Origin of the sequence: Streptococcus pacificus (genome assembly GCF_016481305.1) — a bacterium.
In the GTDB taxonomy this organism is placed as follows: Bacteria; Bacillota; Bacilli; order Lactobacillales; family Streptococcaceae; genus Streptococcus; species Streptococcus pacificus.
On record NZ_JAENBO010000005.1, the window covers coordinates 42,499 to 67,020 of the forward strand.

The 24,522-nt window shown below is 35.0% G+C and carries 23 protein-coding genes and 3 tRNA genes; 10 read left to right on the forward strand and 16 right to left on the reverse strand.

Going from position 1 to position 24,522, the window contains the following annotated elements:
• Nucleotides 1-12: 12 nt before the first annotated feature.
• Entirely contained in the window at nt 13-1,914 is a 1,902-nt protein-coding gene (gene mnmG / locus JHK62_RS06480; protein ID WP_199575957.1) for a tRNA uridine-5-carboxymethylaminomethyl(34) synthesis enzyme MnmG, read from the reverse strand.
• 197 nt (nt 1,915-2,111) lie between these two features.
• Nucleotides 2,112-3,233, reverse strand: a complete 1,122-nt coding sequence (mnmA, locus tag JHK62_RS06485; protein WP_199575958.1) for a tRNA 2-thiouridine(34) synthase MnmA — start codon at nt 3,231-3,233, stop codon at nt 2,112-2,114.
• A gap of 241 nt (nt 3,234-3,474) precedes the next feature.
• On the opposite strand from mnmA, the gene sdaAB reads away from it, so the two are divergent.
• From sdaAB to JHK62_RS06505, 4 genes are read left to right on the forward strand one after another with little or no spacing between them, the layout of a single operon-like run.
• A complete protein-coding gene (sdaAB, locus tag JHK62_RS06490; protein ID WP_199575959.1) occupies nt 3,475-4,146 on the forward strand; it encodes an L-serine ammonia-lyase, iron-sulfur-dependent subunit beta in 672 nt (223 codons plus the stop codon).
• 10 nt (nt 4,147-4,156) lie between these two features.
• Nucleotides 4,157-5,032 carry an L-serine ammonia-lyase, iron-sulfur-dependent, subunit alpha gene (gene sdaAA / locus JHK62_RS06495; RefSeq protein WP_199575960.1) on the forward strand — a complete coding sequence of 292 codons (876 nt, stop codon included), beginning with the start codon at nt 4,157-4,159 and terminating at the stop codon, nt 5,030-5,032.
• A 2-nt stretch (nt 5,033-5,034) separates the two neighbouring features.
• Nucleotides 5,035-5,640, forward strand: coding sequence for a histidine phosphatase family protein (locus JHK62_RS06500; RefSeq protein WP_199575961.1), 606 nt, complete (start codon nt 5,035-5,037; stop codon nt 5,638-5,640).
• Nucleotides 5,621-6,253 carry an HAD hydrolase-like protein gene (locus JHK62_RS06505; protein ID WP_199575962.1) on the forward strand — a complete coding sequence of 211 codons (633 nt, stop codon included), beginning with the start codon at nt 5,621-5,623 and terminating at the stop codon, nt 6,251-6,253. The genes JHK62_RS06500 and JHK62_RS06505 overlap by 20 nt, the downstream gene beginning before the upstream one ends.
• Before the next feature lie 16 nt (nt 6,254-6,269).
• Here JHK62_RS06505 and JHK62_RS06510 read toward each other — a convergent pair whose 3' ends face one another.
• From JHK62_RS06510 to yfmF, 8 genes are all read right to left on the reverse strand, one after another.
• On the reverse strand, nt 6,270-6,872 hold the full coding sequence (locus tag JHK62_RS06510) for a transglycosylase family protein (RefSeq protein WP_199575999.1): 603 nt from the start codon (nt 6,870-6,872) through the stop codon (nt 6,270-6,272).
• Between the two features lie 335 nt (nt 6,873-7,207).
• On the reverse strand, nt 7,208-8,005 hold the full coding sequence (locus JHK62_RS06515; RefSeq protein ID WP_199575963.1) for an energy-coupling factor transporter transmembrane component T family protein: 798 nt from the start codon (nt 8,003-8,005) through the stop codon (nt 7,208-7,210).
• Nucleotides 7,998-8,840 carry an energy-coupling factor transporter ATPase gene (locus tag JHK62_RS06520; RefSeq protein ID WP_199575964.1) on the reverse strand — a complete coding sequence of 281 codons (843 nt, stop codon included), beginning with the start codon at nt 8,838-8,840 and terminating at the stop codon, nt 7,998-8,000. The genes JHK62_RS06515 and JHK62_RS06520 overlap by 8 nt, the downstream gene beginning before the upstream one ends.
• On the reverse strand, nt 8,816-9,655 hold the full coding sequence (locus JHK62_RS06525; RefSeq protein WP_199575965.1) for an energy-coupling factor ABC transporter ATP-binding protein: 840 nt from the start codon (nt 9,653-9,655) through the stop codon (nt 8,816-8,818). The genes JHK62_RS06520 and JHK62_RS06525 overlap by 25 nt, the downstream gene beginning before the upstream one ends.
• A gap of 2 nt (nt 9,656-9,657) precedes the next feature.
• On the reverse strand, nt 9,658-10,200 hold the full coding sequence (pgsA, locus tag JHK62_RS06530; protein WP_199575966.1) for a CDP-diacylglycerol--glycerol-3-phosphate 3-phosphatidyltransferase: 543 nt from the start codon (nt 10,198-10,200) through the stop codon (nt 9,658-9,660).
• Nucleotides 10,201-10,209: 9 nt separating this feature from the next.
• Nucleotides 10,210-11,454: a helix-turn-helix domain-containing protein gene (locus tag JHK62_RS06535; RefSeq protein ID WP_199575967.1), complete on the reverse strand. Its 1,245-nt coding sequence runs from the start codon at nt 11,452-11,454 to the stop codon at nt 10,210-10,212.
• A 60-nt stretch (nt 11,455-11,514) separates the two neighbouring features.
• Entirely contained in the window at nt 11,515-12,789 is a 1,275-nt protein-coding gene (gene yfmH / locus JHK62_RS06540; protein WP_199575968.1) for an EF-P 5-aminopentanol modification-associated protein YfmH, read from the reverse strand.
• Nucleotides 12,786-14,036, reverse strand: a complete 1,251-nt coding sequence (gene yfmF / locus JHK62_RS06545) for an EF-P 5-aminopentanol modification-associated protein YfmF (protein ID WP_246447924.1) — start codon at nt 14,034-14,036, stop codon at nt 12,786-12,788. Before yfmF ends, yfmH begins: the two co-directional genes overlap by 4 nt.
• Nucleotides 14,037-14,291: 255 nt before the next feature.
• Between yfmF and yaaA the strand changes: the two genes are divergently transcribed.
• A complete protein-coding gene (gene yaaA, locus JHK62_RS06550) occupies nt 14,292-14,630 on the forward strand; it encodes a S4 domain-containing protein YaaA (RefSeq protein ID WP_199575970.1) in 339 nt (112 codons plus the stop codon).
• Nucleotides 14,631-14,632: 2 nt separating this feature from the next.
• On the forward strand, nt 14,633-15,736 hold the full coding sequence (gene recF / locus JHK62_RS06555) for a DNA replication/repair protein RecF (protein WP_199575971.1): 1,104 nt from the start codon (nt 14,633-14,635) through the stop codon (nt 15,734-15,736).
• A gap of 12 nt (nt 15,737-15,748) precedes the next feature.
• Here recF and JHK62_RS06560 read toward each other — a convergent pair whose 3' ends face one another.
• The 3 genes from JHK62_RS06560 to trpS form a co-directional block, all read right to left on the reverse strand.
• A complete protein-coding gene (locus tag JHK62_RS06560) occupies nt 15,749-16,618 on the reverse strand; it encodes a GRP family sugar transporter (protein ID WP_199575972.1) in 870 nt (289 codons plus the stop codon).
• A 119-nt stretch (nt 16,619-16,737) separates the two neighbouring features.
• Nucleotides 16,738-18,219 carry an IMP dehydrogenase gene (gene guaB / locus JHK62_RS06565; RefSeq protein WP_199575973.1) on the reverse strand — a complete coding sequence of 494 codons (1,482 nt, stop codon included), beginning with the start codon at nt 18,217-18,219 and terminating at the stop codon, nt 16,738-16,740.
• A gap of 105 nt (nt 18,220-18,324) precedes the next feature.
• On the reverse strand, nt 18,325-19,350 hold the full coding sequence (gene trpS, locus JHK62_RS06570; RefSeq protein ID WP_199575974.1) for a tryptophan--tRNA ligase: 1,026 nt from the start codon (nt 19,348-19,350) through the stop codon (nt 18,325-18,327).
• Between the two features lie 105 nt (nt 19,351-19,455).
• Here trpS and JHK62_RS06575 point away from each other — a divergent pair, with 105 nt between their 5' ends.
• Nucleotides 19,456-20,328, forward strand: a complete 873-nt coding sequence (locus JHK62_RS06575) for a YitT family protein (protein WP_199575975.1) — start codon at nt 19,456-19,458, stop codon at nt 20,326-20,328.
• Between the two features lie 81 nt (nt 20,329-20,409).
• Entirely contained in the window at nt 20,410-22,029 is a 1,620-nt protein-coding gene (locus JHK62_RS06580) for an ATP-binding cassette domain-containing protein (protein ID WP_199575976.1), read from the forward strand.
• A gap of 124 nt (nt 22,030-22,153) precedes the next feature.
• Here JHK62_RS06580 and JHK62_RS06585 read toward each other — a convergent pair.
• Together JHK62_RS06585 and JHK62_RS06590 are read right to left on the reverse strand one after the other, a co-directional pair.
• Nucleotides 22,154-22,227: transfer RNA gene (locus JHK62_RS06585), tRNA-Asn, on the reverse strand.
• 29 nt (nt 22,228-22,256) lie between these two features.
• Nucleotides 22,257-22,328, reverse strand: a tRNA-Glu gene (locus JHK62_RS06590).
• Nucleotides 22,329-22,493: 165 nt separating this feature from the next.
• Between JHK62_RS06590 and JHK62_RS06595 the strand changes: the two genes are divergently transcribed.
• A tRNA-Arg gene (locus tag JHK62_RS06595) sits at nt 22,494-22,567 on the forward strand.
• A gap of 37 nt (nt 22,568-22,604) precedes the next feature.
• Here the strand turns inward: JHK62_RS06595 and rlmH are convergent.
• Entirely contained in the window at nt 22,605-23,084 is a 480-nt protein-coding gene (rlmH, locus tag JHK62_RS06600; protein ID WP_199575977.1) for a 23S rRNA (pseudouridine(1915)-N(3))-methyltransferase RlmH, read from the reverse strand.
• A gap of 177 nt (nt 23,085-23,261) precedes the next feature.
• On the opposite strand from rlmH, the gene JHK62_RS06605 reads away from it, so the two are divergent.
• The gene (locus tag JHK62_RS06605; RefSeq protein ID WP_343044352.1) at nt 23,262-24,488 is read left to right on the forward strand and encodes a S1C family serine protease; all 1,227 of its coding nucleotides are present in this window, start codon (nt 23,262-23,264) and stop codon (nt 24,486-24,488) included.
• Nucleotides 24,489-24,522: the final 34 nt, after the last annotated feature.

Genomic DNA, 24,522 nt, shown 5'->3' on the forward strand with positions numbered 1-24,522 from the left:
TTTATCAAAAGCCTAGCTCTCTTTTTTAGAAGAACGATTTCGTCCTTCTAAGTAAACCATTAGAATACTAATGTCAGACGGGTTGACTCCTGAGATTCTGCTAGCTTGGCCTAAGGTTTCAGGATTAATTTTCTTGAATTTTTGACGAGCTTCAGTTGCAATAGAATCAAGAGCATCCCAATCCATATTTTTAGGGATTCGTTTTTCTTCCATTCGCTTCATCTTGTCAACTTGATCCATAGCTTTTTTGATGTAACCCTCATATTTAATTTCAGTTTCAATGAATTCAATTTGCTTATCATCTAGTTCCACTTCCCCAGAGCCAATAAACTGTGTTATAACATCATAGTTGACTTCTGGACGACGCATAAATTCTTTAGCTGTCAAGGCATCTGTTAATGGTTTAAACCCTAAAGCAACAATCTTTTCATTGGTTTTTGAAACAGGTTTTAATTTAATACTGTCAAGTCTTGTCAACTCTTTGTCAATGTTGTTTTTCTTATCTAAAAATGCTTTGTAACGGTCATCATCCACTAATCCAATAGAACGTCCAAGTTCTGTCAACCTCATATCAGCATTATCGTGACGTAAAATCAAACGATATTCTGCTCGACTAGTTAAGAGACGATAAGGCTCTAAAGTCCCTTTTGTAACAAGATCATCAATCATAACACCAATATAGCCATCACTACGTTTTAAAATAAATTCTGGCTTGTTCTGAACTTTCAAGGCCGCATTGATACCAGCAATAATCCCTTGTCCAGCCGCTTCTTCATAACCACTCGTTCCATTTGTTTGCCCAGCTGTAAACAAGCCTGAAATTTTCTTAGTTTCAAGTGTCGCGCGCAATTGATGGGGAAGAACAATGTCATATTCAATGGCATAACCCGTTCTCATCATTTCAGCATTTTCAAGACCTGCAATCGAGTGTAGTAATTCTTTTTGAACATCTTCTGGTAGACTCGTTGACAGTCCTTGAACATAAACTTCCTCAGTATCTCTACCTTCTGGTTCTAAAAAGAGTTGGTGACGATCTTTATCGGAAAATCGCACAATTTTATCTTCAATAGAAGGACAATATCTTGGACCAACACCTTTAACCATTCCTGAAAACAAAGGTGCTCGATGAAGATTACTATTAATAATCTCATGACTTTCTTCATTTGTATAGGTCAACCAACAAGGAATTTGCTGCTTAAGATAGTCTTCGTCCCTAGAAAGAAAAGAAAAATGATTTGGCTTATCATCTCCAGGTTGAATTTCAGTCTTATCATAGTTAATGGAATCAGCTTTAACACGCGGAGGTGTCCCTGTTTTAAAGCGGTCAATTTCTAAACCTAATTCTCGTAAATTATCTGCCAGCTTAACAGAGGCAAGACTATTATTTGGACCTGAAGAATACTTAAGGTCACCGATAATAATTTCTCCTCTAAGAGCCGTTCCTGTTGTGACAATAACTGTTTTAGCGGCGTAGGCTTGTTTAGTAGCTGTTTTAACACCGACAACTTTATCATCCTCCACCAAAATCTCATCAATCACCGTTTGACGAAGCACTAGATTTTTTTGTCTTTCAACTGTTTGACGCATATTTTTTGAATAAAGCGCCTTATCTGCTTGAGCTCTCAACGCTCTAACTGCTGGTCCTTTTCCAGTGTTTAGCATTTTCATCTGAATATAGCTTTTATCAATATTCTTTGCCATCTCACCGCCAAGGGCATCAATTTCTCGAACAACAATACCCTTGGCAGATCCTCCAATAGAAGGATTACAAGGCATAAAGGCTAGCATATCAATACTAATTGTTGCTAGTAATGTCTTACAACCCATTCGACTTGCAGCAAGTGCAGCTTCTACACCAGCATGACCTGCTCCTATTACTACAATGTCATATTCTTCTACAAAATGATGTCTCATATTAACCTCTCAAAATACAAAAAATGATCAAAGCTTTGAAAGTGTAAGCAAAAAGGCTTACAACATCCATGAGCTTTGACCATCATAGTTATTGTTATAGTTATTCTATCAAAATCTTATGATTTGTCAATCAAATTTCCATTTGCAAACTTTACAAACAAATCAACTTAATTGACAGCATTGTCAACTTAGTGTCATTAAATGTACTGACAAACTTCTCCATTTTTATAGGCCTTATCAATAATACCACCACCAAGACATTCATCTCCATCATAAAAAACAACTGCTTGACCTGGTGTAATAGCTCTTTGTGGTGATTCAAAAACCACCTCAGCTTTGTCATCTTTCACATGGACAGTTACCTTAGAATCAGGTTGACGATAACGAAACTTAGCTGTACACTCTATTGTAAACTCAGAGGGCATAGTCCTTGTAAAATGGACACTACTTGCTTCAAGACTAGTTGACATTAATGACTCATGGTAAAAACCTTGTCCAACATATAGAATGTTCTTTGAAATATCTTTTCCAACGACAAACCAAGGTTTGTTGTCACCACCATGTTGTCCCCCAATACCTAGTCCACCTCTTTGACCAATAGTATAGTACATTAATCCTGCGTGTTCACCCATATCACGTCCATCAACTGTCATCATTCTTCCTTTTTGAGCAGGTAAGTATTGACTTAGAAAAGTTTTGAAGTTTTTCTCACCAATAAAACAAATACCAGTTGAATCTTTCTTTTTGGCAGTTGCTAAATGAGCTTTCTCCGCCAATTCACGAACTTGTTTTTTCTCTAGGTGACCTAAAGGAAACATTGTTTTTTGTAATTGTTCTTGTGATAATTGGCTTAAGAAATAAGTTTGATCTTTGCCATTATCAACACCCCTTAGCATATGAACAAAGCCATCATCATCTTTTGCGACTTGAGCATAATGTCCAGTTGCAACATAATCTGCTCCCAAGTCCATCGCGTAATCAAGAAAAGCTTTAAATTTAATTTCCTTATTACACATGACATCAGGATTTGGAGTTCTACCAGCCCTATACTCGGCTAAAAAATATTCAAATACACGGTCCCAATACTCTTTTTCAAAATTAACAGAGTAATAAGGAATACCAATTTGATCAGCTACAGCAGCAACATCTTTATAGTCTTCTGTTGCTGTACAGACACCAAATTCATCCGTATCGTCCCAGTTTTTCATGAAGACTCCGATAACATCGTAACCTTGCTCTTTTAAAAGTAAGGCTGTCACTGATGAATCAACGCCTCCACTCATACCGACAACGACACGAGTTTTAGAGTTATCTACCATCTTTTCTCCCATCTTTTCCTAGAAATACGGATTTGAAGGTCCATTTTCTGTAATATTTAAAAAACGATTTGAAGGTCGATTTTAAACCCTGTTAAACAGGTAAACATTATTATAGCACGATTTAAAAAGAAGTCAAAATCTTACTTACTCATTTAATACAGTAAGAATAATCTAAAAAATAACTACTCTGTCATCTATAACTTTGGTATAATATAATGTAGCTCATTTTAGAGGAGAAAATATGAATACATTAAAATTTCAATCCGTTTTTGACATTATTGGTCCAGTGATGATTGGCCCATCAAGCAGTCACACAGCAGGAGCTGTTAGAATAGGGCGTGTTGTTGGATCCATTTTTGGTGAAGAACCAACAGAAATCACTTTTCATCTCTACCATTCTTTCGCTAAAACCTACAAAGGGCATGGCACAGATTTAGCTTTAGTTGCAGGTATTTTAGGAATGGATACTGATAATCCAGACATTAAAAACTCTCTTGAGATTGCGCATCAAAAAGGGATTAAAATCTACTGGAATGTTTTGAAAGACAGTAACGCCCCTCATCCTAACACTGTCAAGATTGCTGTCAAGAAGGGAACAAAAGAAATGAGTATTACTGGTGTTTCCATTGGAGGGGGTAATATTGAAGTAACTGAACTCAACGGTTTTTCAGTTTCTTTAACAATGAACACCCCTACATTAATCATTGTTCATAAGGATGTTCCAGGTATGATTGCTCGTGTCACAGATATTTTATCAAGTTTTGATATTAATATTGCACAAATGAATGTAACGAGAGAAAAAGCGGGAGCAAAAGCCATTATGATTATTGAAATTGATTCCAGAGACTGTCAAGATGCTGTCAAGGTTATTGAAGAGGTTTCTCACATTTATAATGTTAATTATTTTGGCTAGGAGGTTTTGAATGTTTTATAGTATTGCTGAACTTGTTGAACAAGCAACAGAACAATATCATGGTAGTATAGCTGAATTAATGATTGCGACAGAAGAAGAACTAACTGGTAGAAGCCGTGATGACATCATAAGTATTATGTCCAAGAATTTAGAAGTCATGAAAAGCTCAGTTCTTGATGGCTTAAATGACAATAAGTCTATTAGTGGCTTAACAGGGGGAGATGCTTTAAAATTAGATACTTATCTCAAAAAAGGAAAGACTCTCTCTGGCCATTCTGTTTTATCAGCAGCTAGAAATGCCATTGCTGTCAATGAACAAAATGCGAAAATGGGACTTGTTTGTGCCACGCCTACAGCTGGAAGTGCAGGTTGTTTACCTGCCGTTTTAACAACAGCTATTGAAAAACTAGAACTAAGCAAAAAAGAACAATTAGAATTTCTTTTCACTGCAGGCGCTATTGGTCTTGTCATTGCTAACAATGCCTCAATTTCAGGTGCAGAGGGAGGTTGTCAAGCAGAAGTCGGGTCTGCTTCAGCAATGGGGGCAGCGGCATTAGTAATGGCAGCAGGAGGAACACCTTTTCAAGCCAGTCAAGCCACTGCCTTTGTCATTAAAAATTTATTAGGTTTAATCTGTGACCCTGTTGCTGGTTTAGTAGAGGTCCCATGTGTCAAGCGAAATGCTATGGGAGCAACCCTTGCTCTCGTTTGTGCAGACATGGCTCTAGCTGGTATTACCTCAAAAATTCCTGTTGACGAAGTCATTGATGCCATGTATCAAGTTGGATCTAGCATGCCAGTAGCTCATAGAGAAACAGCAGAAGGAGGACTTGCTACAACTCCAACTGGTCTTCGCTATGCTAGAGAAATTTTCGGAGAAAGTTAATTATGAAAGAGACATTTACTACTATTTACTTAGTACGACATGCTCAGCCAAATTATGAAAATCATAATGATTGCGATCGTGAATTGACAACAAAAGGTTTACAAGACAGTCAACTTATCTCAGTGTTTTTAAAAGACAAAGCAATTCATAGTATTTATTCGAGTCCCTACAGACGATCTATAGAAACGATTGAATCATTTTCAAAAGAAAGACAGCTTTCAACTACCATTGACAACCTCTTTCGTGAAAGAAAGATTGATGATGTCTGGATAGAGGATTTTAATCAGTTTGCGCAAAAACAATGGCTTGATTTCAACTATAAACTTACCAATGGTGAGTCTTTAAACGATGTAAAACATCGAATGGTTAATGCGATTAATAACGTGTTGGATAAAGAAAAAGGAAACAACGTTGTTGTTGGCTCTCATGGTACAGCAATCTCTACCCTTATTCACCATTATTCAAAGAGCTTTAACTATCATCATTTTGAAGAAATTAAAACTTTAATGCCTTTTATTGCTGAATTTATTTTCAAGGACAAAACATGTTTGTCAATTAAAGTTTACAACTTATTTACAGGAGATGTTTATGACCACCCTATTATTTGACCTAGATGGAACACTTGTCAATTCAAGCAAAGGTATCATTAATGCCTTTAGGTATACCATTGAAAGACTAGATTTACCCACTCATTCTGATGAGCAACTGCTTGAATATATTGGCCCACCACTTGAGGCGACCTTTACAAAGTTTTACACTGAAAAACAAGGTGTTGACAAAGCTATAAAAACGTTTCGCGAATATTATAATAAAAATGGTGTCTATGAGACGGAACTTTACAGTGGTATCTTTACACTTTTAAATGATTTAAAAAAGTCTTCCCATCCTATTTATGTTACAACAAGTAAAAACGAACCAATGGCCAATCTCATGTTAGAAAATCTCCATATCAAAGAGTATTTTACAGGGGTTTATGGTGCATTGCCTAACCGTTATCATAAAGCAGATATTATCGACTTTGCCATTAAGAGTCATTCTCTTGACAAGAAAACAACCATTATTGTTGGTGACACTATCTATGACATGATCGGTGGCAAGAAGAATAATATTAGAACACTTGGTGTTACTTGGGGATTTGGAAAAGAAAAAGATCTCATCATTAATGGAGCAGATATTATCTGTCATCATCCTAAAGACATTAAAAAACACTTGAAATTATAATTTCAAGTGTTTTTTCTTATTGCATACCCCAAGCTGATAAGCCTTGAGTATTGTAAACTTTGATTGCTGTTTCAATCTGTTGGTCAACAGTAGCTGTAGACCCCCATCCTGGCATTGTTTGGAATAATCCTGAAGCACCAGATGGATTAGCTGCTGATGGGTTACCATTTGATTCGCGAGCGATAATGTATTCCCATGTTTGTTGCGAAACACCTGTGGCTGCAGCCATTTGAGCTGCTGCTTGTGAGCCAATCTCACCAGCAGTATTACCATTAGCCAAAACAACTGGATAACTAGTGGCTGGCGCTGTCTCTTGAACTGGTTGAGTAACAACTGGTTGTTCTACAACAACAGTTGTAGATGGTTCAGTAACAACTTGTATTTCTTCAACAGTAAGGGCCTGAGTGGTCTCTTCTGTGGTTTCAACTGTAGTTGTTGTTGTTTCAATCGTTTTCTTAATTTTATCTTTAGAAGTCAATGTCTGTTTTGATTTTTTCTTTTCAAAATCATTAACAGATAGAAGCTTTTGCTTCTTTACTTCTGTCTTAACGGAGTAAGAATCAGTATTTACAGGTCTACTTGTAAATATAGCTGTCAAGCTGACAACTATGGCAAGCATTACCCATTGTAAAACTTTCTTTCTACGTTTTAATAATCTTATCTTACTTCTACTATACACGAAGTTAGTCTCCTTTTTTAGAATACATCTTATCTTACCTTTTTTATGTTACAGTTTGATTAAAAAAAGGTTTCCAAAAAATTATGAATAAAAGTCTAAAGTTTACAGTTTACTTCATTGACAATAATTGTAATTAATCTAATTTTCATTATTATCAATAGTTACAAAATCAGTAATTCTATAGTTTTTTATCCATAATTTATCATATTCTATTTTTTGATAATTGTCAAATATGTCAAACGGTGTCAACCTTTTCTATACTATTATACTAATTTTTAAGTAGATTTTAACAGGAAAAGTGCCACTGTCAATCCCAGTAAAGTTAGCATCAACAAGCTATCTTTTAAGCCCCAGTGTAATAGACGATACTTTGTTCTGCCATCACCACCTTGATAGCCTCTTGATTCCATTGCCGTCGCAAGGGCATCCGCTCTTTTTAAACTAGAAGCAAATAATGGGATTAAAATGGGGATGACTGACTTCACCTTCTGGATAATATTTCCCTCACCAAAGTCAACTCCTCTAGCTCTTTGAGCATTCATTATTCTTGTTGTATCATCCATTAAAGTAGGAACAAATCGTAAACTAAGTGACAACATTAAACCAATTTCATGAACAGGAACTTTAAAAGGCTTTAAAGGTGTTAACAAGGATTCAACAGCATCTGACAAGCTTAATGGTGTCGTTGTTAGAGTTAACAGGGTTGAAAAGAAGATGATAAGAACAAACCTGATAAAAATCATTACAGCCTGTCCTAAACTATAATCAGTAATTCTTAGAAAACCAAATTCGAAAATAATAGTACCACCTTGAATGAAAAACATTTGAAAAAAGGTAGTAAATAAGATGAGTCCAATCATTGGTCTCACACCTCTAATAAAGAATCCTAACTTCACTTTTGATAATAAGATAGCAATCACTGTAAAGCTAAAAAGGATGATATTGGTGATAAGATTGTTTGCCCAAAAAATGATTGAAATAAATACAAACATTGCCAACAACTTACTTCTTGGATCTAGTCGATGGACAATTGAGTCTCCAGGTATATAACGGCCTAAAATAAGTTTATCCATTGATAACTACCTCCACAAATTCTGCTATCGTTATTGGTAGTTTCTCTATTTTAAGGCCTCTTTTAGTCAAATTATGAGCAAATTTAGTGATTTTAGGCACACCTAACTGAATATTTTCAAGAAAGTCCACTTGTTGAAAAACGTCTGTTGGTTTACCTTTTAAAACAATTTTACCCTCTTGTAACACATAAACATAATCAGCAAAATTGGCAACGTCATCCATCAAATGAGTAACTAAAACAATGGACATCCCTGATTTGTGGAGTTGTTTAAACAAACTCATCAATTCACGTCGTCCTTTTGGGTCTAAACCTGCTGTTGGCTCATCTAAAACAAGAACGTTTGGTTCCATAGCTAAAATACCAGCAATGGCTACGCGACGCATTTGACCTCCAGATAATTCAAAAGGGTTTTTCTCAAATAGCTCTTCTGTAATGCCAACCAGTTTTAGTTTTTCCTTGGCGATTTCTTCAGCTTTTTCTTCTGAAACACCAAAATTTTGAGGTCCAAAAGCAACATCTTTTAAAACTGTTTCTTCAAATAATTGACTTTCTGGAAATTGAAAAACAAGTCCAACTTTTTTTCGAACAGATTTAATGTCTTTTGTTTTAGAGTCTGGTGCTATAGTAATATCATCAACCACAACCATACCTTCTGTTGGAACGTGTAAACCATTTAATAACTGCATAATGGTTGATTTACCACTGCCTGTATGTCCGATAACGGCTGTGAATTGCTTATTTTCAATAGCTAAATTGATATCAAAAAGAGCCCTTCCTTCAAAAGGGGTTCCTTTTTGATAGGTAAAATTCACATTTTGGAGAGTGATTCCCATAGATAATCTTCTAACTCCTTTTCTGTATAATAGGCATCTTGGCATTTAAATCCTTCTAATTGAAGAGCGTTAACAAGAGAAGAGGTGAAGGGAATATCAAGACCTAATGTTAATAGGTCTCTCCCTCTTGCAAAGAGTTCTCTCGGTGTTGCTGTCGACTCTATCTGGCCTTTTTTCATCACGAGAACACGATCACTAAGGGCAACCTCATCTAAATCGTGCGTGATAGAAATAACCGTTACACCATACTGATCACGGATGTCTTTAATAGTTTTAATTAACTCTAATCGTCCTTTTGGATCCAACATACTAGTTGCTTCATCTAAAATAATGATTTCAGGTCTCATAGCAACCGCGCCAGCAATAGCCACACGTTGTTTTTGACCACCAGACAGTCTAGCAGGTTCTTTTGTTTTAAAATCACTCATTCCTACTAAATGAAGAGCCTCTTCAACACGTTGTTTCATTTCATTGTGGGAAACACCCTTATTTTCAAGAGAAAAAGCAACATCATCCTCTACAGTAGAACCAACAAATTGGTTGTCAGGATTTTGAAAAACCATTCCTATTTTTTGTCTGATGTCCCAAATATTATCTTCTGTTAATTTTTGATTTAATATGACAATTTCACCAGATTCCGCCTCTAATAAGCCATCAATCAATCGGACCATAGTTGATTTTCCACTACCATTATGACCAATAATAGACAGCCACTCACCATGTTTCACGTGAAACGATACATTGTTCAAAGTAAGATTTTCTTGTTCTTTATCATATCTAAATGTCACATTTTTTACTTCAATTATATTAGTCATTATTATTTAAACGTATCCTTAAATAGGAAACTCGCTCCTTTAAAGTAATCGTAGCCAGAGTAAATGGTAAAGACGAGAGAAATATATAAGAATATTGTTCCCACAAGCACAAAATGACTTAACAAAAAGATAATAGCGAACATTTGCGTTGCTGTTTTTATTTTACCTGGAAGTGCTGCAGCTAAAACTTTACCACCATTTTCAATTAATAACAAACGTAAACCGGTTACTGCCAATTCTCTACAGATAATAACAGCCGCTACCCAAGCTGGCGCTAACTGCAAGCCCACCAACATAATAAAAGCACTCATAACTAAAATTTTGTCGGCCATAGGGTCTGCAAATTTACCAAAATTTGTGACAACTTGCCATTTTCTTGCTAAATAACCATCAAAATAATCCGTTAAACTAGCTAAAGCAAAGATGATAGCCGCTAACCTGTGCACTAAGATGCTGTCTGGTATACTAGTTAGTACTAAAAACAAAGGAATTACAAAAATGCGTCCCACGGTTAGAAGATTCGGGAGGTTTTCTTTTTTTATCATTTTTTCCTCTTATTCAATCGTAAAAGTAATATAGCTTGGACTTCCTTCTAAAAGAGAAGTATCAAGTTTTTCGCCGTTAACAGTAACAACAACCCCTTGACTAACTCCAAGTGTCAATTCAGCAGAAGTAGCACCTTCCGTTAAAGTGGCTGTATAACTAGTATTTTGAGGATCTAGCATAATACCACCTTCACCAAGTGAAGAATTAGTTAATGCTACCCAACTACTTTCAACACCATCTAAGGAAATAACCACTTCCACCGGACGGTTGCCATTTGTAACATTAACAGTCAGTGAGTCTCCCCCACCTGACACCTCTAAATTAGTTTTCGTGTTGTTATTTGAAGTCTCATTGCTAGCTTCTGTTGTCGCTGTTTGCTCGTTTGTATCTGTAGTTTCACTAGAAGTAGTTTCAGAAACACTTGTTGATGGTGTGTTCTTATCTAAGAAAGGAATATCAGATTGATTGATAACGAAGTAAGCAATAAACACAACTATTGCAATAGCTAAAAGGCTGAGTAAAAAGATAGGCAAGAAAGAACTTGACTGTTTTTTCACTTCTCGCTTGCTTTTTGAGCGGTGTCTGCTTCTACTTTCAGAAGACACCCTATTTTCTACTCTATCAGCTCCACTTTCTTTCGGAAGTACAGGCGGAGCAATCATCGTCTCTTGATTATTTAAGCGATCATCTTCAGTAAGTTCATCTGGTGTTGAGGGTGTTGACAATTTTTCTTCCGCCAGTAAAGGTGTGACAGATTCTTCTGAGTGATTAGGTTCTTTCACAGATATATTGTCTTCCAATTGTGTATTGTTCACCACGCTATTTTTACTATTGTCTCTAAAAATAGTGTATATTGCTTCACTTTCGATAGTAGAAGAAGCCATTTCTTCTTTTGGTGAATCATCTACATCAACAGCAGCCACTTCGACAGGAATACTTTCTATAGATTCCTCGCTTGGTGCCTCAAAAGTCTTTGGTGATATTCCTCCTGAAGAGCCATCAGAGACAGAAACATCACTCTCTTCTTTATTGTAATAATTATTTAGCAAAGCTTTACCATCTAGATCAACTGCGGCAGCATAACTTGTTAAATATTCTTCTAAACGTTCAGCCGGGATCAGACTAAATTGGCTCAATTCCATAATCAATAAATACTGGGCATCAATATCCAATTCCTTAGCGATATCGACCAGCTGTAATCCTTTTTTTACACGAGCCTCTGTTAAAAGATCACCAATACTTTTTTGCATCATAATTTATTCCAACCTTTCTCTAATACTTCTATTATATCAAATTAAAATCAATATTTTTAACTATTTTGGGAATATCATAAATTCTGTTAAATCAGATTGCTTTAAAAATGCTTGCCCTGCCTCAATGACCTCATCTAAAGTAAAGGACATTAAAATCTGTGGGAAATCAAAATAATCATTATCATCACTCTCTGATAGTTGGTGTGTCAAATCTTCTAAAGAATCAAGTTCTCTCATAAAGTCACCATATCTTTCCTTTTTTAACATTTCAAACTGTTCAAGAGAAAAGTTAGAATGAGAAGCAACTTGTTTTAGCTTCTTTTTTATATGGCTAGACATTGTTATAGGATGCTTTGTGTCAAGTAAAATGACAACAAATTGATAGCGACTAGACAAGGTTGTCTCAATAGTAAAGGAGTCGTCTATCATGCCTTTATCATACCATTTTTGATAGTCTTGTGATGTCCAGCCAAGTAAAAGAGAGAAGAATAAGTCTATTTTAATTTTCTCAGTCATAGAAAAATCTTGATTCAGGTTATTTCTTCTAATCCCAATGCCCAATTTAGAAGTAGCAATTGGCATCATGATTGACCTCTTTTTAATGACAGGATGTAAAACAAGAGGTGTTTTCTCAAATGCAAATTGTTCTTTTTTAGGCCAATTTGATTGAAAGGACTGAATGCTATTGAAAACTTCCTTGACATCAAAATCACCAACAACAACAAAGTGCAAATTAGATGGTTGATAGAAAAAAGAAAAACAATCCTTTAGATTGGTTAAAGAAATATTTACAATACTTTCATCTGTACCAACAATGTCTTCCGCTAAGGCGGTTTGAGGATATAGGTTTTCTAAAACTCCTTGATAGAGGCGACTATCAGGGTCATCTTGATAAAGCGCTATTTCCTTTTTAATAATTTCTTTTTCTTTATTGATTGACATATCTGTAAACCCTTGTTTACTAACAAGTGTTTGAAGTAAACCTAGTGAAGCTAATAAATTATTAGTCCCAGAAAAATAATAGTGCGTTTTTTCAAAGCTGGTAAAAGCATTACTGTCAGATCCCAATTTTGAAAATTGCTGAGCCATATCTTCTTGTTCATTTTTTTCAAAAAGTTGATGCTCTAAAAAATGAGCTACACCTAGAGGAAATTCTATTGTTTGATTAGCAACTGTCAAGTGGTTGTCAATTGATCCAAATTGACAGGTCATCATGCCATAAACTTCTTTAAAACCAGCTTTAGGAACTAAGGTTAAGCGCAGTCCATTTGATAGCTTTGTAAAGAATACCGTTTCATCAAGATTGTCATAAGACAGCCTTTTTAAATCACTCATGATGACCCTCCTCTCATAAAATATACAGATTTCATTTTAACATTGTTTGCTATTTCTAATATATCTTCTTTACGAACGTTATTAATACTGTCAACAAACATTGACAAGTCTTGATAGGTTAGTGGTAACATAGTATTATAAGATTGCTCCATTAACATTTTTGGATTATCTAAAACTATTTTTCTTTGGCTGATTAAAAATTCTTTAGTTTGCTTTAAAAAAGCCGTTGAGAATCTCCCCAATTTAATCATGTTCAACTGACGATTGATTAATGCTAGTACAGTATTTCTTTTACGACTATCAATTGCTGCAAAAATATATAATGCGCCTAAAAAAGAATCTAGTTCACTGCCAATACTGTAGACTAAACCTTCTTTTTGTCTAACCTCAGTAAATAATTTCGAATGAGAAAAGGCTCCAAGCATACTATTAAAAAGCAGTAACGAAGAATTCTCTAAAAGAGTTTTAGGGCTAGAGAAAGAATAACCTACTTGTAAGAGAGATTGGTTAGTTTCTTTTTCTTCAATCTTTTCATTAGTGATATTTGAAGGTGTTTGTTGATAGAAAAATGAAAGATTATTCTGTCTCCCCTTTAAAGGAAATTGACCGATTAAATCCGCTGCTTTTGAGTCATCAAAACTCCCCAATAAAAAAATATCAATATTATCAGAACTCAGCATTCTCTTGAACTCTTGATAAGCTGTATAAGCATTTTCTTTTCCTAACATCTCCTTTGAACCAGTATAAGGCAACTGGAGCTCTTCCTTCTCAAAAAAAAGAGAATCAAGTGCCAACTCACTGTAGTAGAAAGAATCCTCCAAATCAAATTCTAGCTGACGAATAGCATTTTGTTTGACTAGCTCAAACGTTTTTAATTCATACTGTTCTAAAGTAATTAAGGGTTGAAATAATAGTTGAGATAAAAATTGAATAACTTCCTCTAATACAGAATCTTTGGCCATTAAATAGCGACCAGGTAAAAACGTAATGTCGATATCGACAATATGAATCAAGCCCTTTGTCCAAACAGAAGTACTAAGAGTCGCTCCATATAAATCTGCCAACTTTTCTCTCATTTTTGTAGCATTAGGATAGTTTGAACTGGCAATTTCAATCATTTTAGAAACCAGAAAACGACTAGCCATATTTTTCTTATTTAATTGACTTGAGAAACGAAAAGTCAGGTGATTCGTTTTAAACTGATCCGTTTTGATAATATGTAATGTCACACCATCTGCTATTTTCATATTTTTTCCTTTAAAAGTCATTAGTTAACACCCATTATATCACTTTATAACAATATTAGCATCAGTAAAATCTAGCAATATTAATCTTATAAAAACTACTATTAGAAGCGTTTTGAAATTGTAAAGAGGGTTGACAAAGGTGTAAAGTGTTTGTCAATTTCTTATAGCTTATAAAATTAGTTTTCTTTCAAAGAGAGAAAGAACTATTTTCACACGCTTTTATGCTATAATAAGGTTATTAGAAAGGTGAGGATTATGGATTATAAATTATTTGATGACTATATTACTTTACAATCATTATTAAAAGATCAGGGCATTATTGAAACCGGTGGGGCAATTAAATTATTTTTAGCTGAAAATATTGTATTGCTAAATGGTGTTAAAGAAAATCGCCGAGGAAAAAAATTGTATAAAGGTGATGTAATAGAAATACCTGATGCTGATATTAGGATTTCAATTGTAGCACCTAGTAGTGAAGAAATACTGTTACATCAAGAAGAACTCATTGAAAAAGAAAACCTTTCAAAGAAACTAAAAACGCTTAACAAGCAAAATAAAAAACCGAAAACGACTGTTCGTTTTCCAGGAACATAATCATGCAACTTGAATCATTACAGCTCTTAAATTTTCGAAATTACAACAAGGCTAATCTAGAGTTTTCACCACATCTAAATGTTTTTGTAGGACAAAATGCACAAGGAAAAACGAATCTTATTGAAGCTATCTACTTTCTTTCTTTAACTAGAAGTCACCGTGCTAAATCTGATAAAGAATTAATTGCCTTTTCTCAAAATCAGTTAAGTGTCTCAGGCAATGTAAGCCGCTTGCAAGGTAAACTGGTCCTTGACATTGTTTTATCAGACAAAGGACGGATTACAAAAGTCAATCACTTAAAACAGTCAAAATTGTCTGATTATATTGGTCACTTGCCAGTCGTCTTATTTGCACCTGAAGATTTACAACTCATTAAAGGTGCACCCAGCTTAAGAAGGAAATTTCTAGACATTGATTTGGGACAAATCAAACCACTTTATCTAACTGAGATTTCTCAATATAACCATGTTTTAAAACAAAGAAATAGTTATTTGAAAACAAACCAGACCATTGACATGGTTTTCTTGAGTGTTCTTGACGAACAGTTAATTACCTATGGTAGTCAAGTTATTCGTCAAAGACTTAAATTCATTGACAAGTTGTCAACCAAAGCAAAGCAACATCACTTGCAAATTTCTAATCAGCAAGAAGAGTTGTCAATATCCTATCAATCCTCTATCAAGTTGACAGAAGGAAAAAGTATTGAAGATGCCTTTCGTCAGCAACTAAAAAAACAACTTGACAGAGATCTATTCAAAAAAAATACTAGTGTCGGTCCTCATAGAGATGATGTTTTATTTTCAATTAATAACATTGAAGCAAGTTTTGGTAGTCAAGGACAACACAGAAGTCTTATTTTATCTCTCAAGCTAGCCGAAATAGACTTAATAAGAGAAACAATTGGAGATTATCCCATTTTACTCTTGGATGATGTTATGAGTGAGCTTGACAATCATCGTCAACTAAAATTGTTAGAAAACATCCATAAAAATGTGCAAACCTTTATCACAACAACCAGTCTAGATCATCTTCATCAAGTCCCTAATGATATTCAACTATTCCATATTGAAAAAGGAAAGATTATACAAGAAACAGCTGTTCACTAATGAACAGCTGTTTTAGTATGATTTGACAATACCTAGTAAAATAGCACCTATTAAGAAGCAAAGAATACCGATGATTACCCACGTTATTTCTTTCTTAGTTTTCTTTTCACCTAAGAAAACAATACCACCAATAATCGAAATGATAGCACCTATCTGGGAAAAACTAAAGGCAATTGCTAGACCAGCAGAAGATGCGGCTAAAAGCATGAATATATTACCAACTCCCCACATCATCCCAACAAGTGAATTTTTTAATACCAATGGTGAGAAATCCAACTGAAATTTCATAAAGAAACTAGAGCCTATAATCATACCAACAGCCATCGGTAATATAACTGATAAGACATCAAAAGCCATAATATTATTGAATAAGATAGCATAAGAAAGATAACCAAACGTTGAGAAAGCAAGAGCAACAAAGCCTTTATTGAAATGTTTTAATAAATGATTTTTATTTTCTTTCACTGGATCGACGCGACTTGAAAAATAAAAACCGATTACTAATAGAAGTAGGGCAAAACCACCTAGTATATAATGAAAACTTGTTGACCACTCATGAAAGACAAAAGCTCCAATTAAACTACCAAAAACAAGTTGACTGCCACTTGACAAGGGATTTGCAACAGAGACACCCATATGCTTCATTGCCGTAAATTGTCTATTCTGGCCTAAAGACCAAAGAATACCTCCAATTATTCCAAAAAACCATAGATTGAAAGACAATTGAGGTCTAGCAACTATAAAGACAATTATTGCGAAAAACAATGAACCAATTGTCATCCCAAATGTTTGCTGATTTGCACTTCCACCAATCTTATTACTAACAAAACCAATACTCCCCCAAGCAAACATTGGAACTAGGGCAAATAATATTCCTTCCATTTTTCTCCTTTACACTTAGTTTACACAATTGTAAATTAAGTTTACATATTTGTAAATCCATAAAACAAGAGACACCACTACCAAAGACTGATAGTGGTGTCATTTAGTCTATATTTTTATTACTTAACAGAATAGTTAGGTGCCTCATTAGTGATTTGTACATCGTGAGGATGGCTTTCTATTAAGCCTGCACCAGTCATCTCAATAAATTGAGCTTTTTCGTGTAAATCTGTTAAGTCAGCTGCACCTACATAACCCATACCAGATTTAACACCACCTAGCATTTGGAAGATAATATCCGCAGCTGCACCTTTATAGGCAACACGACCTTCAATACCTTCTGGAACAAGCTTATTAGCTTCATTGACTGCACCCTGGAAGTAACGATCACTTGATCCTTTTTTCATAGCTGCAATACTTCCCATACCTCGATACGTTTTAAATTTACGACCTTGGAAGATTTCTGTCTCACCGGGTGCTTCGTCTGTTCCAGCAAATAATGATCCTAACATCACTGCATCACCACCAGCAGCTAATGCCTTAACAATATCTCCAGAATATTTTATACCTCCATCAGCAATAATGGTCTTGCCATATTCTCTTGCAACACCAGCAGCATCATAAATAGCTGTTATTTGTGGAACACCAACACCAGCAACAACGCGTGTTGTACAAATAGAACCTGGTCCAATCCCAACCTTAACAACATCTACACCTGCTTCAAACAAAGCACGCGCACCTTCTGCTGTTGCAATATTTCCTGCAATTAGGGTTTTATCTGGAAAATGCTTTCTAATTTCTGCAATTTTTCTAAGAACTCCTGCAGAATGTCCATGAGCAGTGTCAATCACGATAGCATCTGCTCCTTTTTCAAATAAAGCTTCTGCTCTTTCAAAAGTATCAGAAGTGACACCAACTGCACCAGCTACAAGTAGGCGACCAAACTCGTCTTTAGCAGCATTTGGAAATTCTATTACTTTTTCAATATCTTTAATCGTAATCAATCCTGATAAGCGACCATTGTCATCAACTAGTGGTAATTTTTCAATACGATGTTCTTGTAGAATTTTTTCTGCCGTTTCTAAATCTGTTCCAATAGGGGCAACCACAAGGTTTTCACTAGTCATATGATTAGAAATTGGTTGATTAAAATCTGAAATAAAACGTAAATCACGATTGGTTAAAATCCCGACTAATTTGCGATTTTCCAAGGTTTCTACAATCGGCACACCACTAATACGATATCTTCCCATCAACTCATCAGCTTCTGCGATGGTATGTTCAGGTGTTAAGAAAAATGGATCAATAATAACACCATTTTCTGAACGTTTTACTTTTCTGATTTCTTCAGCTTGTGCCTCAATGCTCATGTTTTTATGAATAACACCTAAGCCACCTGCACGCGCTACTGCAATCGCCATTTGACTTTCAGTAACAGTGTCCATTGCCGCTGTAATAATAGGAATGTTCAATGTTAAATTGGGTGCAAGTGTTGTTTTCATACTAACCTCGTTAGGTAGTACATGGCTTTCTGCTGGAATTAATAAAACATCATCAAAAGTGTATCCTTTTTTTAAAAATTTCTTTTCCCAATTTGACATGGTTCAACTCCTCTTTTCTAAATATAATAATGCTTAAAATGGATTGTTACTATCATATCATGCTATGATAATTTGTCAATCAATTTAAACTGAAATTCTCATCGCTTACTTAAAATAATTTATCCCCATAGCCGATTTAACTTCCGATAGGGTTTGTGCTGCTTTTTCACGCGCTTTCTCACTACCTTTTTCTAACATTCGATAGACTTCTCCCATATCTTTAGCATATTCTAAACGTCTATTTCTTATTGGAGATAGTTCTCTTTCCATAATTTCTAAAAGGAAACGCTTTGTTTTAACATCACCTAAACCACCTTTTTGGTAATGTTCTTTCATACGTTCAATGTCTTGTTGATCTTCTTTTCTACCAAACACATCTAAATAATGGAATACCATGTTTCCTTCTATTTGACCTGGATCTTCCACACGAATATGATTTGGATCAGTGTACATACTCATAATTTTTTTCTTGAGTGTATCAGAATCATCAGCTAAGTAGATACCATTATTTAATGATTTAGACATTTTAGCATTGCCGTCAAGACCTGGTAAACGTCCAGCTGCTTCATTTTCTGGAAAAAGACCTTCTGGTTCTACTAAAACATCTGTTTTATAGGTATGATTAAAACTTCGAACAATTTCCCTGGTTTGCTCAATCATTGGTTTTTGATCAGAACCAGCAGGAACCAGATTAGCTTTAAAAGCAGTTATATCTGCTGCTTGTGAAATTGGGTAAACCAAAAATCCTGTTGGAATGCTTTCTCCAAAGCCTTTTTGAGCAATTTCAGTCTTAACAGTTGGATTTCTTTGCAAACGTGCCACAGAAACTAAATTCATATAATAAACCGTCAATTCTGCCAATTCTGGAATTTGACTTTGTAGAAAAATAGTTGCTTTTTCAGGGTCTAATCCCACTGCTAGATAATCCAGCGCCACTTCACCAACAGATTCGATAATTTTTTCCGGATGTTTAGCATTATCAGTAAGCGCTTGTTGATCTGCTAAAAAAACAAACATCTCATATTTATTTTCATTTTGTAGGAGAACACGATTTTTAACACTACCAACATAATGCCCAACGTGTAATTTACCAGTTGGTCGGTCTCCTGTCAGAATAATAGGTTTTCCCATTTTGAACTCCTTCACAATAAATTAATAAAATTATAACATATATCTTGACGTTGTGCCTGTTAAATAGGATAATAGTCTTTGTCACTCTTTTGAAAGGAACTATCAATGAAAAATAAAATTCGCGATTTCTTACTTGTTACTACTGGTTCATTTATTGCTGCAATCGGTATCAATGCTATGTTTTTAGAAAACCGTATCGTCTCTGGAGGATTAGGAGGCTTATCCATTGCCACTAATGAACTATTTGGCTGGTCTCCAGGTATTTTTGTCATGGTTGCAAATATTCCTCTTTTAGTCTTATGTTATTTTTTTCTAGGAAAAGCAACCTTTTTAAAAACGGTCTATGGATCACTGATTTTCCCAGTCTTTATTAGTTTGACAGAAACCATTCCAACCATTACTCACAACAGCCTTCTTGCTTCTATTTTTGGTGGTGTGATTATGGGAATTGGACTTGGAATTGTCTTTCTAGGAAATTCTTCTACTGGGGGAACAAGTATTATCACACAAATTATTTATAATTACTCCTCACTCTCTTTAGGCGTCGTGATGACGATTGTTGATGGAATCGTCGTTATTATTGGTTTAATCGCTTTTGATGCCGATACTGTTATGTATTCAATTATTTCACTCATTACAATTGGCTATGTCATCAATATCATGCTTTCTGGATTGAAGGCTTCTAAAAATGTGATGATTATTTCACGTAAACAAGAAGACATCAAGAAAACAATCACAGAAACGATTGAACGTGGGGTCACAGAAATTCCAATCACTGGTGGTTTCACCGGTCAACAACGCCATATGATTATGACCACTCTTTCAACCAAAGAAATTCCTAGACTACAAAAAGAGATTCAACAAATTGATGAAGCTGCTTTTGTCATTGTCATGCCTGCTTCTCAAGTTATGGGACGTGGTTTTAGTCTTACAAAAGATCATCATACAATGGATGAAGATGTTTTATATCCAATGTAATCATTCCCTAGTAATCATTGAAAAACAATTGATTTTCGTGTAGAATGAAGAAAATAAGAAAGAGATAAATGAGGTAGAAAATTGCTTACAGTTTCAGATGTATCCCTTAGATTTAGTGATCGTAAACTTTTTGATGAGGTCAATATCAAATTCACCGCAGGAAACACTTATGGGTTAATCGGTGCTAATGGTGCAGGAAAATCAACTTTTTTAAAAATACTAGCCGGTGATATAGAACCAACTACTGGAAATGTGTCACTAGGTCCTGATGAACGTCTATCTGTACTTCGTCAGAATCACTATGACTATGAAGATAATAGAGCCATTGATGTCGTAATCATGGGAAATGAAGAACTCTATAAAATCATGAAAGAAAAAGATGATATCTATATGAAACCAGATTTTTCAGAAGAAGATGGGGTTCGTGCTGCAGAATTAGAAAGTGATTTTGCTGAATTAGGAGGATGGGAAGCTGAAAGTGAAGCTGCTCAGCTCCTCCAAAACCTTAACATCCCAGAAGAACTACATTATCTTAATCTGAGTGAGTTAACTAATGGTGATAAAGTGAAGGTGTTACTAGCAAAAGCCTTGTTTGGTAAACCAGATGTACTGCTACTTGATGAGCCAACCAATGGTCTTGATATCCAATCTATCAGTTGGCTAGAAGATTTCTTGATTGATTTTGAAAATACTGTTATTGTTGTTTCCCATGACCGTCACTTTTTAAATAAAGTGTGTACTCACATGGCCGATCTTGATTTTGGAAAAATTAAAATCTTTGTGGGGAACTATGATTTTTGGAAAGAGTCTAGTGAATTAGCCCTTCGTTTACAATCAGATCGTAATGCTAAGGCAGAAGAAAAAATCAAAGAGTTAAAAGAATTTGTTGCCAGATTCTCAGCTAATGCTTCTAAGTCCAAACAAGCGACTTCACGTAAAAAAATGTTGGAAAAAATTGAGCTAGAAGAAATTGTTCCTTCTAGCCGTAAATACCCCTTCATTAATTTTAAATCAGAACGTGAAACCGGAAAAGAATTGTTAACTGTCGAAAACTTAAAAGTCACCATAGATGGGGAAGTTATTCTAGATAATATCAGCTTCATTCTTTATCCAGGTGATAAAACTGCTATTATTGGGCAAAACGACATTCAAACAACGGCTCTTATCCGCGCTTTAATGGGGGATATTGAGTATGAAGGTACTGTTAAATGGGGGATCACAACTAGCCAAAGTTACCTTCCAAAAGACAATTCACGTGACTTTGAAAGTAAAGATACGATTTTAGATTGGCTTCGTCAATTTGCCAGCAAAGAAGAAGATGACAATACCTTCCTTAGAGGTTTTCTAGGTCGTATGCTCTTTAGTGGTGATGAAGTCAACAAACCTGTTAATGTCCTTTCTGGTGGTGAAAAAGTTCGTGTCATGTTATCTAAATTGATGTTATTGAAGTCAAATGTTCTTGTACTTGACGATCCAACCAACCATTTAGATTTAGAATCAATCTCTAGCCTTAACGATGGGTTGAAAAAATTTAAAGAAAATATCATTTTTGCAAGTCACGACCATGAATTTATTCAAACACTTGCTAATCATATTGTTGTTATTTCAAAAAATGGTGTCATTGATCGTATCGGTGAAACTTATGACGACTTTTTAGAAAATCAAGAAGTACAAGAAAAAGTCAAAGCACTCTGGCAATAGAATTATCAAACATAAAAAAGCAACGACTGAAGTCGTTGCTTTTAATTTAGTTAAAATGTTCTGAGAAAAAATCTGTTAATAAGCAAAAAAAAATCCTAAGTTAACTTAGGATAATGTCTTATCACTCCGGCAGTAGGACTCGAACCTACGACATCATGATTAACAGTCATGCGCTACTACCAACTGAGCTATGCCGGAATACAACCAATTTTGGTAAAGCTATAAAATAGTCCGTACGGGATTCGAACCCGTGTTACCGCCGTGAAAAGGCGGTGTCTTAACCCCTTGACCAACGGACCAAAAGTCATAAGATTTTTTTCTTTGACACTCTTACTATTATAACAAATAATTTTAATTTGTCTACCTTTTTTGAAAAATATATGTTTTTTTTATTGAATACATTGATTTATCATCTTCTTATTGACAAGTAGATAGTTTTTTTGATAGAATGAAATGGTTGAAATGGTCTCATAGCTCAGCTGGATAGAGCATTCGCCTTCTAAGCGAACGGTCGCAGGTTCGAATCCTGCTGAGATCATACTTAAAATAAAAGCTCTTGGAAAAACCAAGGGCTTTTATTTGTGATAAGGACTACCTTCTTGAATCATAAAAGAACGATAAATTTGTTCCATTAACACCAAACGCATCAATTGATGGGGAAGTGTCATTCTTCCAAAACTTAATAGTAGGTTGGCTCTTTTTTTTAGTTCATCACTCAATCCAAGACTGCCACCAATAACAAAAGTAATGGTAGAATAGCCATTAAGCATCACCTGAGACATTTTCTGGCTTAATTCTTCTGATGAGATTTGTTTTCCTTCTATAGCAAGAGCAATCACATAATCTCTTTCACCAATTTTACTTGCCAAGCGTTGCTCTTCTTTTTCTAAAATTTTATCATTTTCAGCTTGACTGGCTTGATCTGGTGTTTTTTCATCTGAAACCTCAACAATCTCAACCTTACTAAAACGTCCTAGACGCTTCACATACTCCGCAATACCTTCTTTTAGGTATTTTTCTTTTAATTTTCCAACGACTAATAATTTTATTTTCATAATAGCATTATAGCAAACTTTAGGAGGAACAACCATACTCTAATAGTAAGACAGGATAGTTTTCATCTTTTTCAAAAAGTTTTCAACAACCTGTGGATTACTTTCTTTTTCATACAATTTAAGGTATAATTAAGCAAGCTCTCATAGAATGTAAGAAAAGTTTTGGAGGTTAACACAGTGAAAAAAAAATCGAGCCTTTTTAAAAGGATTATTCATTTCTTCTTTGTTATTCTATTTGGTTTTCTAGGAGGATTTGTCGCTACCTTTTTTGTCTTACAAATGAATGGGGGAAACTTTTCTAAAAATGCTCCAACGTCACAAGTAAAAACAAGCAATACTAACTATGATACTGTAACATCAACAACAGATGCTGTTAAAACAATTCAAAACACTGTTGTTTCCGTTATCAATTATCAAGAAAATCAAGATGATTTTAACTATTATGATTATTTCACTTCTGAAAATGAAGACCGTTTTGTTGATGATTCAGGACTCACCGTCTATAGCGAGGGGTCTGGTGTTATCTATAAAAAAGATAGTAAAGATGCTTATTTAGTTACCAATAATCACGTTATCAGTGGGGCTCAAAAAATTGAAATTTTACTCAGCAATGGTAATAAAGTTGTTGGTGAATTAGTTGGAGCTGATACTTATTCTGACCTAGCTGTTGTCAAAATTCCTTCAGAAAATGTTGATGTCGTTGCCGAATTTGCCAATTCAGATAGTCTCAATGTTGGAGAACCTGCTATTGCTATTGGTAGCCCACTAGGAAGCGAATACGCAAACTCTGTTACAGAAGGAATTGTCTCAAGTCTTAGTCGTACAGTCACATCTAGAAATGAAAATGGTGAAATCATTTCCACAAATGCCATTCAAACAGATGCTGCCATTAATCCAGGAAACTCTGGTGGACCACTCATTAATATCCAAGGACAAGTCATTGGAATTAATTCAAGTAAGATTACTGTTAGTGGGGACTACACTAATAGTGTTGCGGTTGAAGGAATGGGATTTGCCATCCCATCAAACGATGTTGTTTCTATCATCAATCAATTAGAGGCAAATGGTGCAGTTAATAGACCAGCTCTAGGAATTTCAATGGCTAGTTTAAATGAAATCCCAACCTCTTCATTTAGCAAGTTAGATATTCCTGAAACTGTCCTTAGCGGTGTTGTCGTTATTTCTACTCAATCAGGAATGCCATCAGATGGTATCTTAGAAAAAAATGATGTGATTGTTGCTGTTGATAAAGAAACTATTGAAACCACAAGTGATTTACAAAGTGTTCTCTATAAACATCAAGTGAATGACTCTATTGAAGTAACGTTCTATCGTGGTCAAAAGAAAATGACAGAAACAATCAAATTGACCAAAACAACTGAAGACTTAAAGAAAAATGAATAACTAACTAATACCCCTATTACTAGGGGTTTTTAGT

Bases quoted from the DNA above. Each gene is read 5' to 3' on its own strand.
- recF (WP_199575971.1), top strand. From the start codon at position 14,633: ATGCAACTTGAATCATTACAGCTCTTAAATTTTCGAAATTACAACAAG.
- JHK62_RS06560 (WP_199575972.1), bottom strand. From the start codon at position 16,618: ATGGAAGGAATATTATTTGCCCTAGTTCCAATGTTTGCTTGGGGGAGT.
- rlmH (WP_199575977.1), bottom strand. From the start codon at position 23,084: ATGAAAATAAAATTATTAGTCGTTGGAAAATTAAAAGAAAAATACCTA.
- sdaAA (WP_199575960.1), top strand. From the start codon at position 4,157: ATGTTTTATAGTATTGCTGAACTTGTTGAACAAGCAACAGAACAATAT.
- yaaA (WP_199575970.1), top strand. From the start codon at position 14,292: ATGGATTATAAATTATTTGATGACTATATTACTTTACAATCATTATTA.
- JHK62_RS06500 (WP_199575961.1), top strand. From the start codon at position 5,035: ATGAAAGAGACATTTACTACTATTTACTTAGTACGACATGCTCAGCCA.
- pgsA (WP_199575966.1), bottom strand. From the start codon at position 10,200: ATGATAAAAAAAGAAAACCTCCCGAATCTTCTAACCGTGGGACGCATT.
- yfmF (WP_246447924.1), bottom strand. From the start codon at position 14,036: ATGAAAATAGCAGATGGTGTGACATTACATATTATCAAAACGGATCAG.
- JHK62_RS06525 (WP_199575965.1), bottom strand. From the start codon at position 9,655: ATGACTAATATAATTGAAGTAAAAAATGTGACATTTAGATATGATAAA.
- yfmH (WP_199575968.1), bottom strand. From the start codon at position 12,789: ATGAGTGATTTAAAAAGGCTGTCTTATGACAATCTTGATGAAACGGTA.
- guaB (WP_199575973.1), bottom strand. From the start codon at position 18,219: ATGTCAAATTGGGAAAAGAAATTTTTAAAAAAAGGATACACTTTTGAT.
- JHK62_RS06575 (WP_199575975.1), top strand. From the start codon at position 19,456: ATGAAAAATAAAATTCGCGATTTCTTACTTGTTACTACTGGTTCATTT.
- JHK62_RS06520 (WP_199575964.1), bottom strand. From the start codon at position 8,840: ATGGGAATCACTCTCCAAAATGTGAATTTTACCTATCAAAAAGGAACC.
- trpS (WP_199575974.1), bottom strand. From the start codon at position 19,350: ATGGGAAAACCTATTATTCTGACAGGAGACCGACCAACTGGTAAATTA.
- mnmG (WP_199575957.1), bottom strand. From the start codon at position 1,914: ATGAGACATCATTTTGTAGAAGAATATGACATTGTAGTAATAGGAGCA.
- JHK62_RS06510 (WP_199575999.1), bottom strand. From the start codon at position 6,872: ATGCTTGCCATAGTTGTCAGCTTGACAGCTATATTTACAAGTAGACCT.
- sdaAB (WP_199575959.1), top strand. From the start codon at position 3,475: ATGAATACATTAAAATTTCAATCCGTTTTTGACATTATTGGTCCAGTG.
- mnmA (WP_199575958.1), bottom strand. From the start codon at position 3,233: ATGGTAGATAACTCTAAAACTCGTGTCGTTGTCGGTATGAGTGGAGGC.
- JHK62_RS06505 (WP_199575962.1), top strand. From the start codon at position 5,621: ATGACCACCCTATTATTTGACCTAGATGGAACACTTGTCAATTCAAGC.
- JHK62_RS06535 (WP_199575967.1), bottom strand. From the start codon at position 11,454: ATGATGCAAAAAAGTATTGGTGATCTTTTAACAGAGGCTCGTGTAAAA.
- JHK62_RS06515 (WP_199575963.1), bottom strand. From the start codon at position 8,005: ATGGATAAACTTATTTTAGGCCGTTATATACCTGGAGACTCAATTGTC.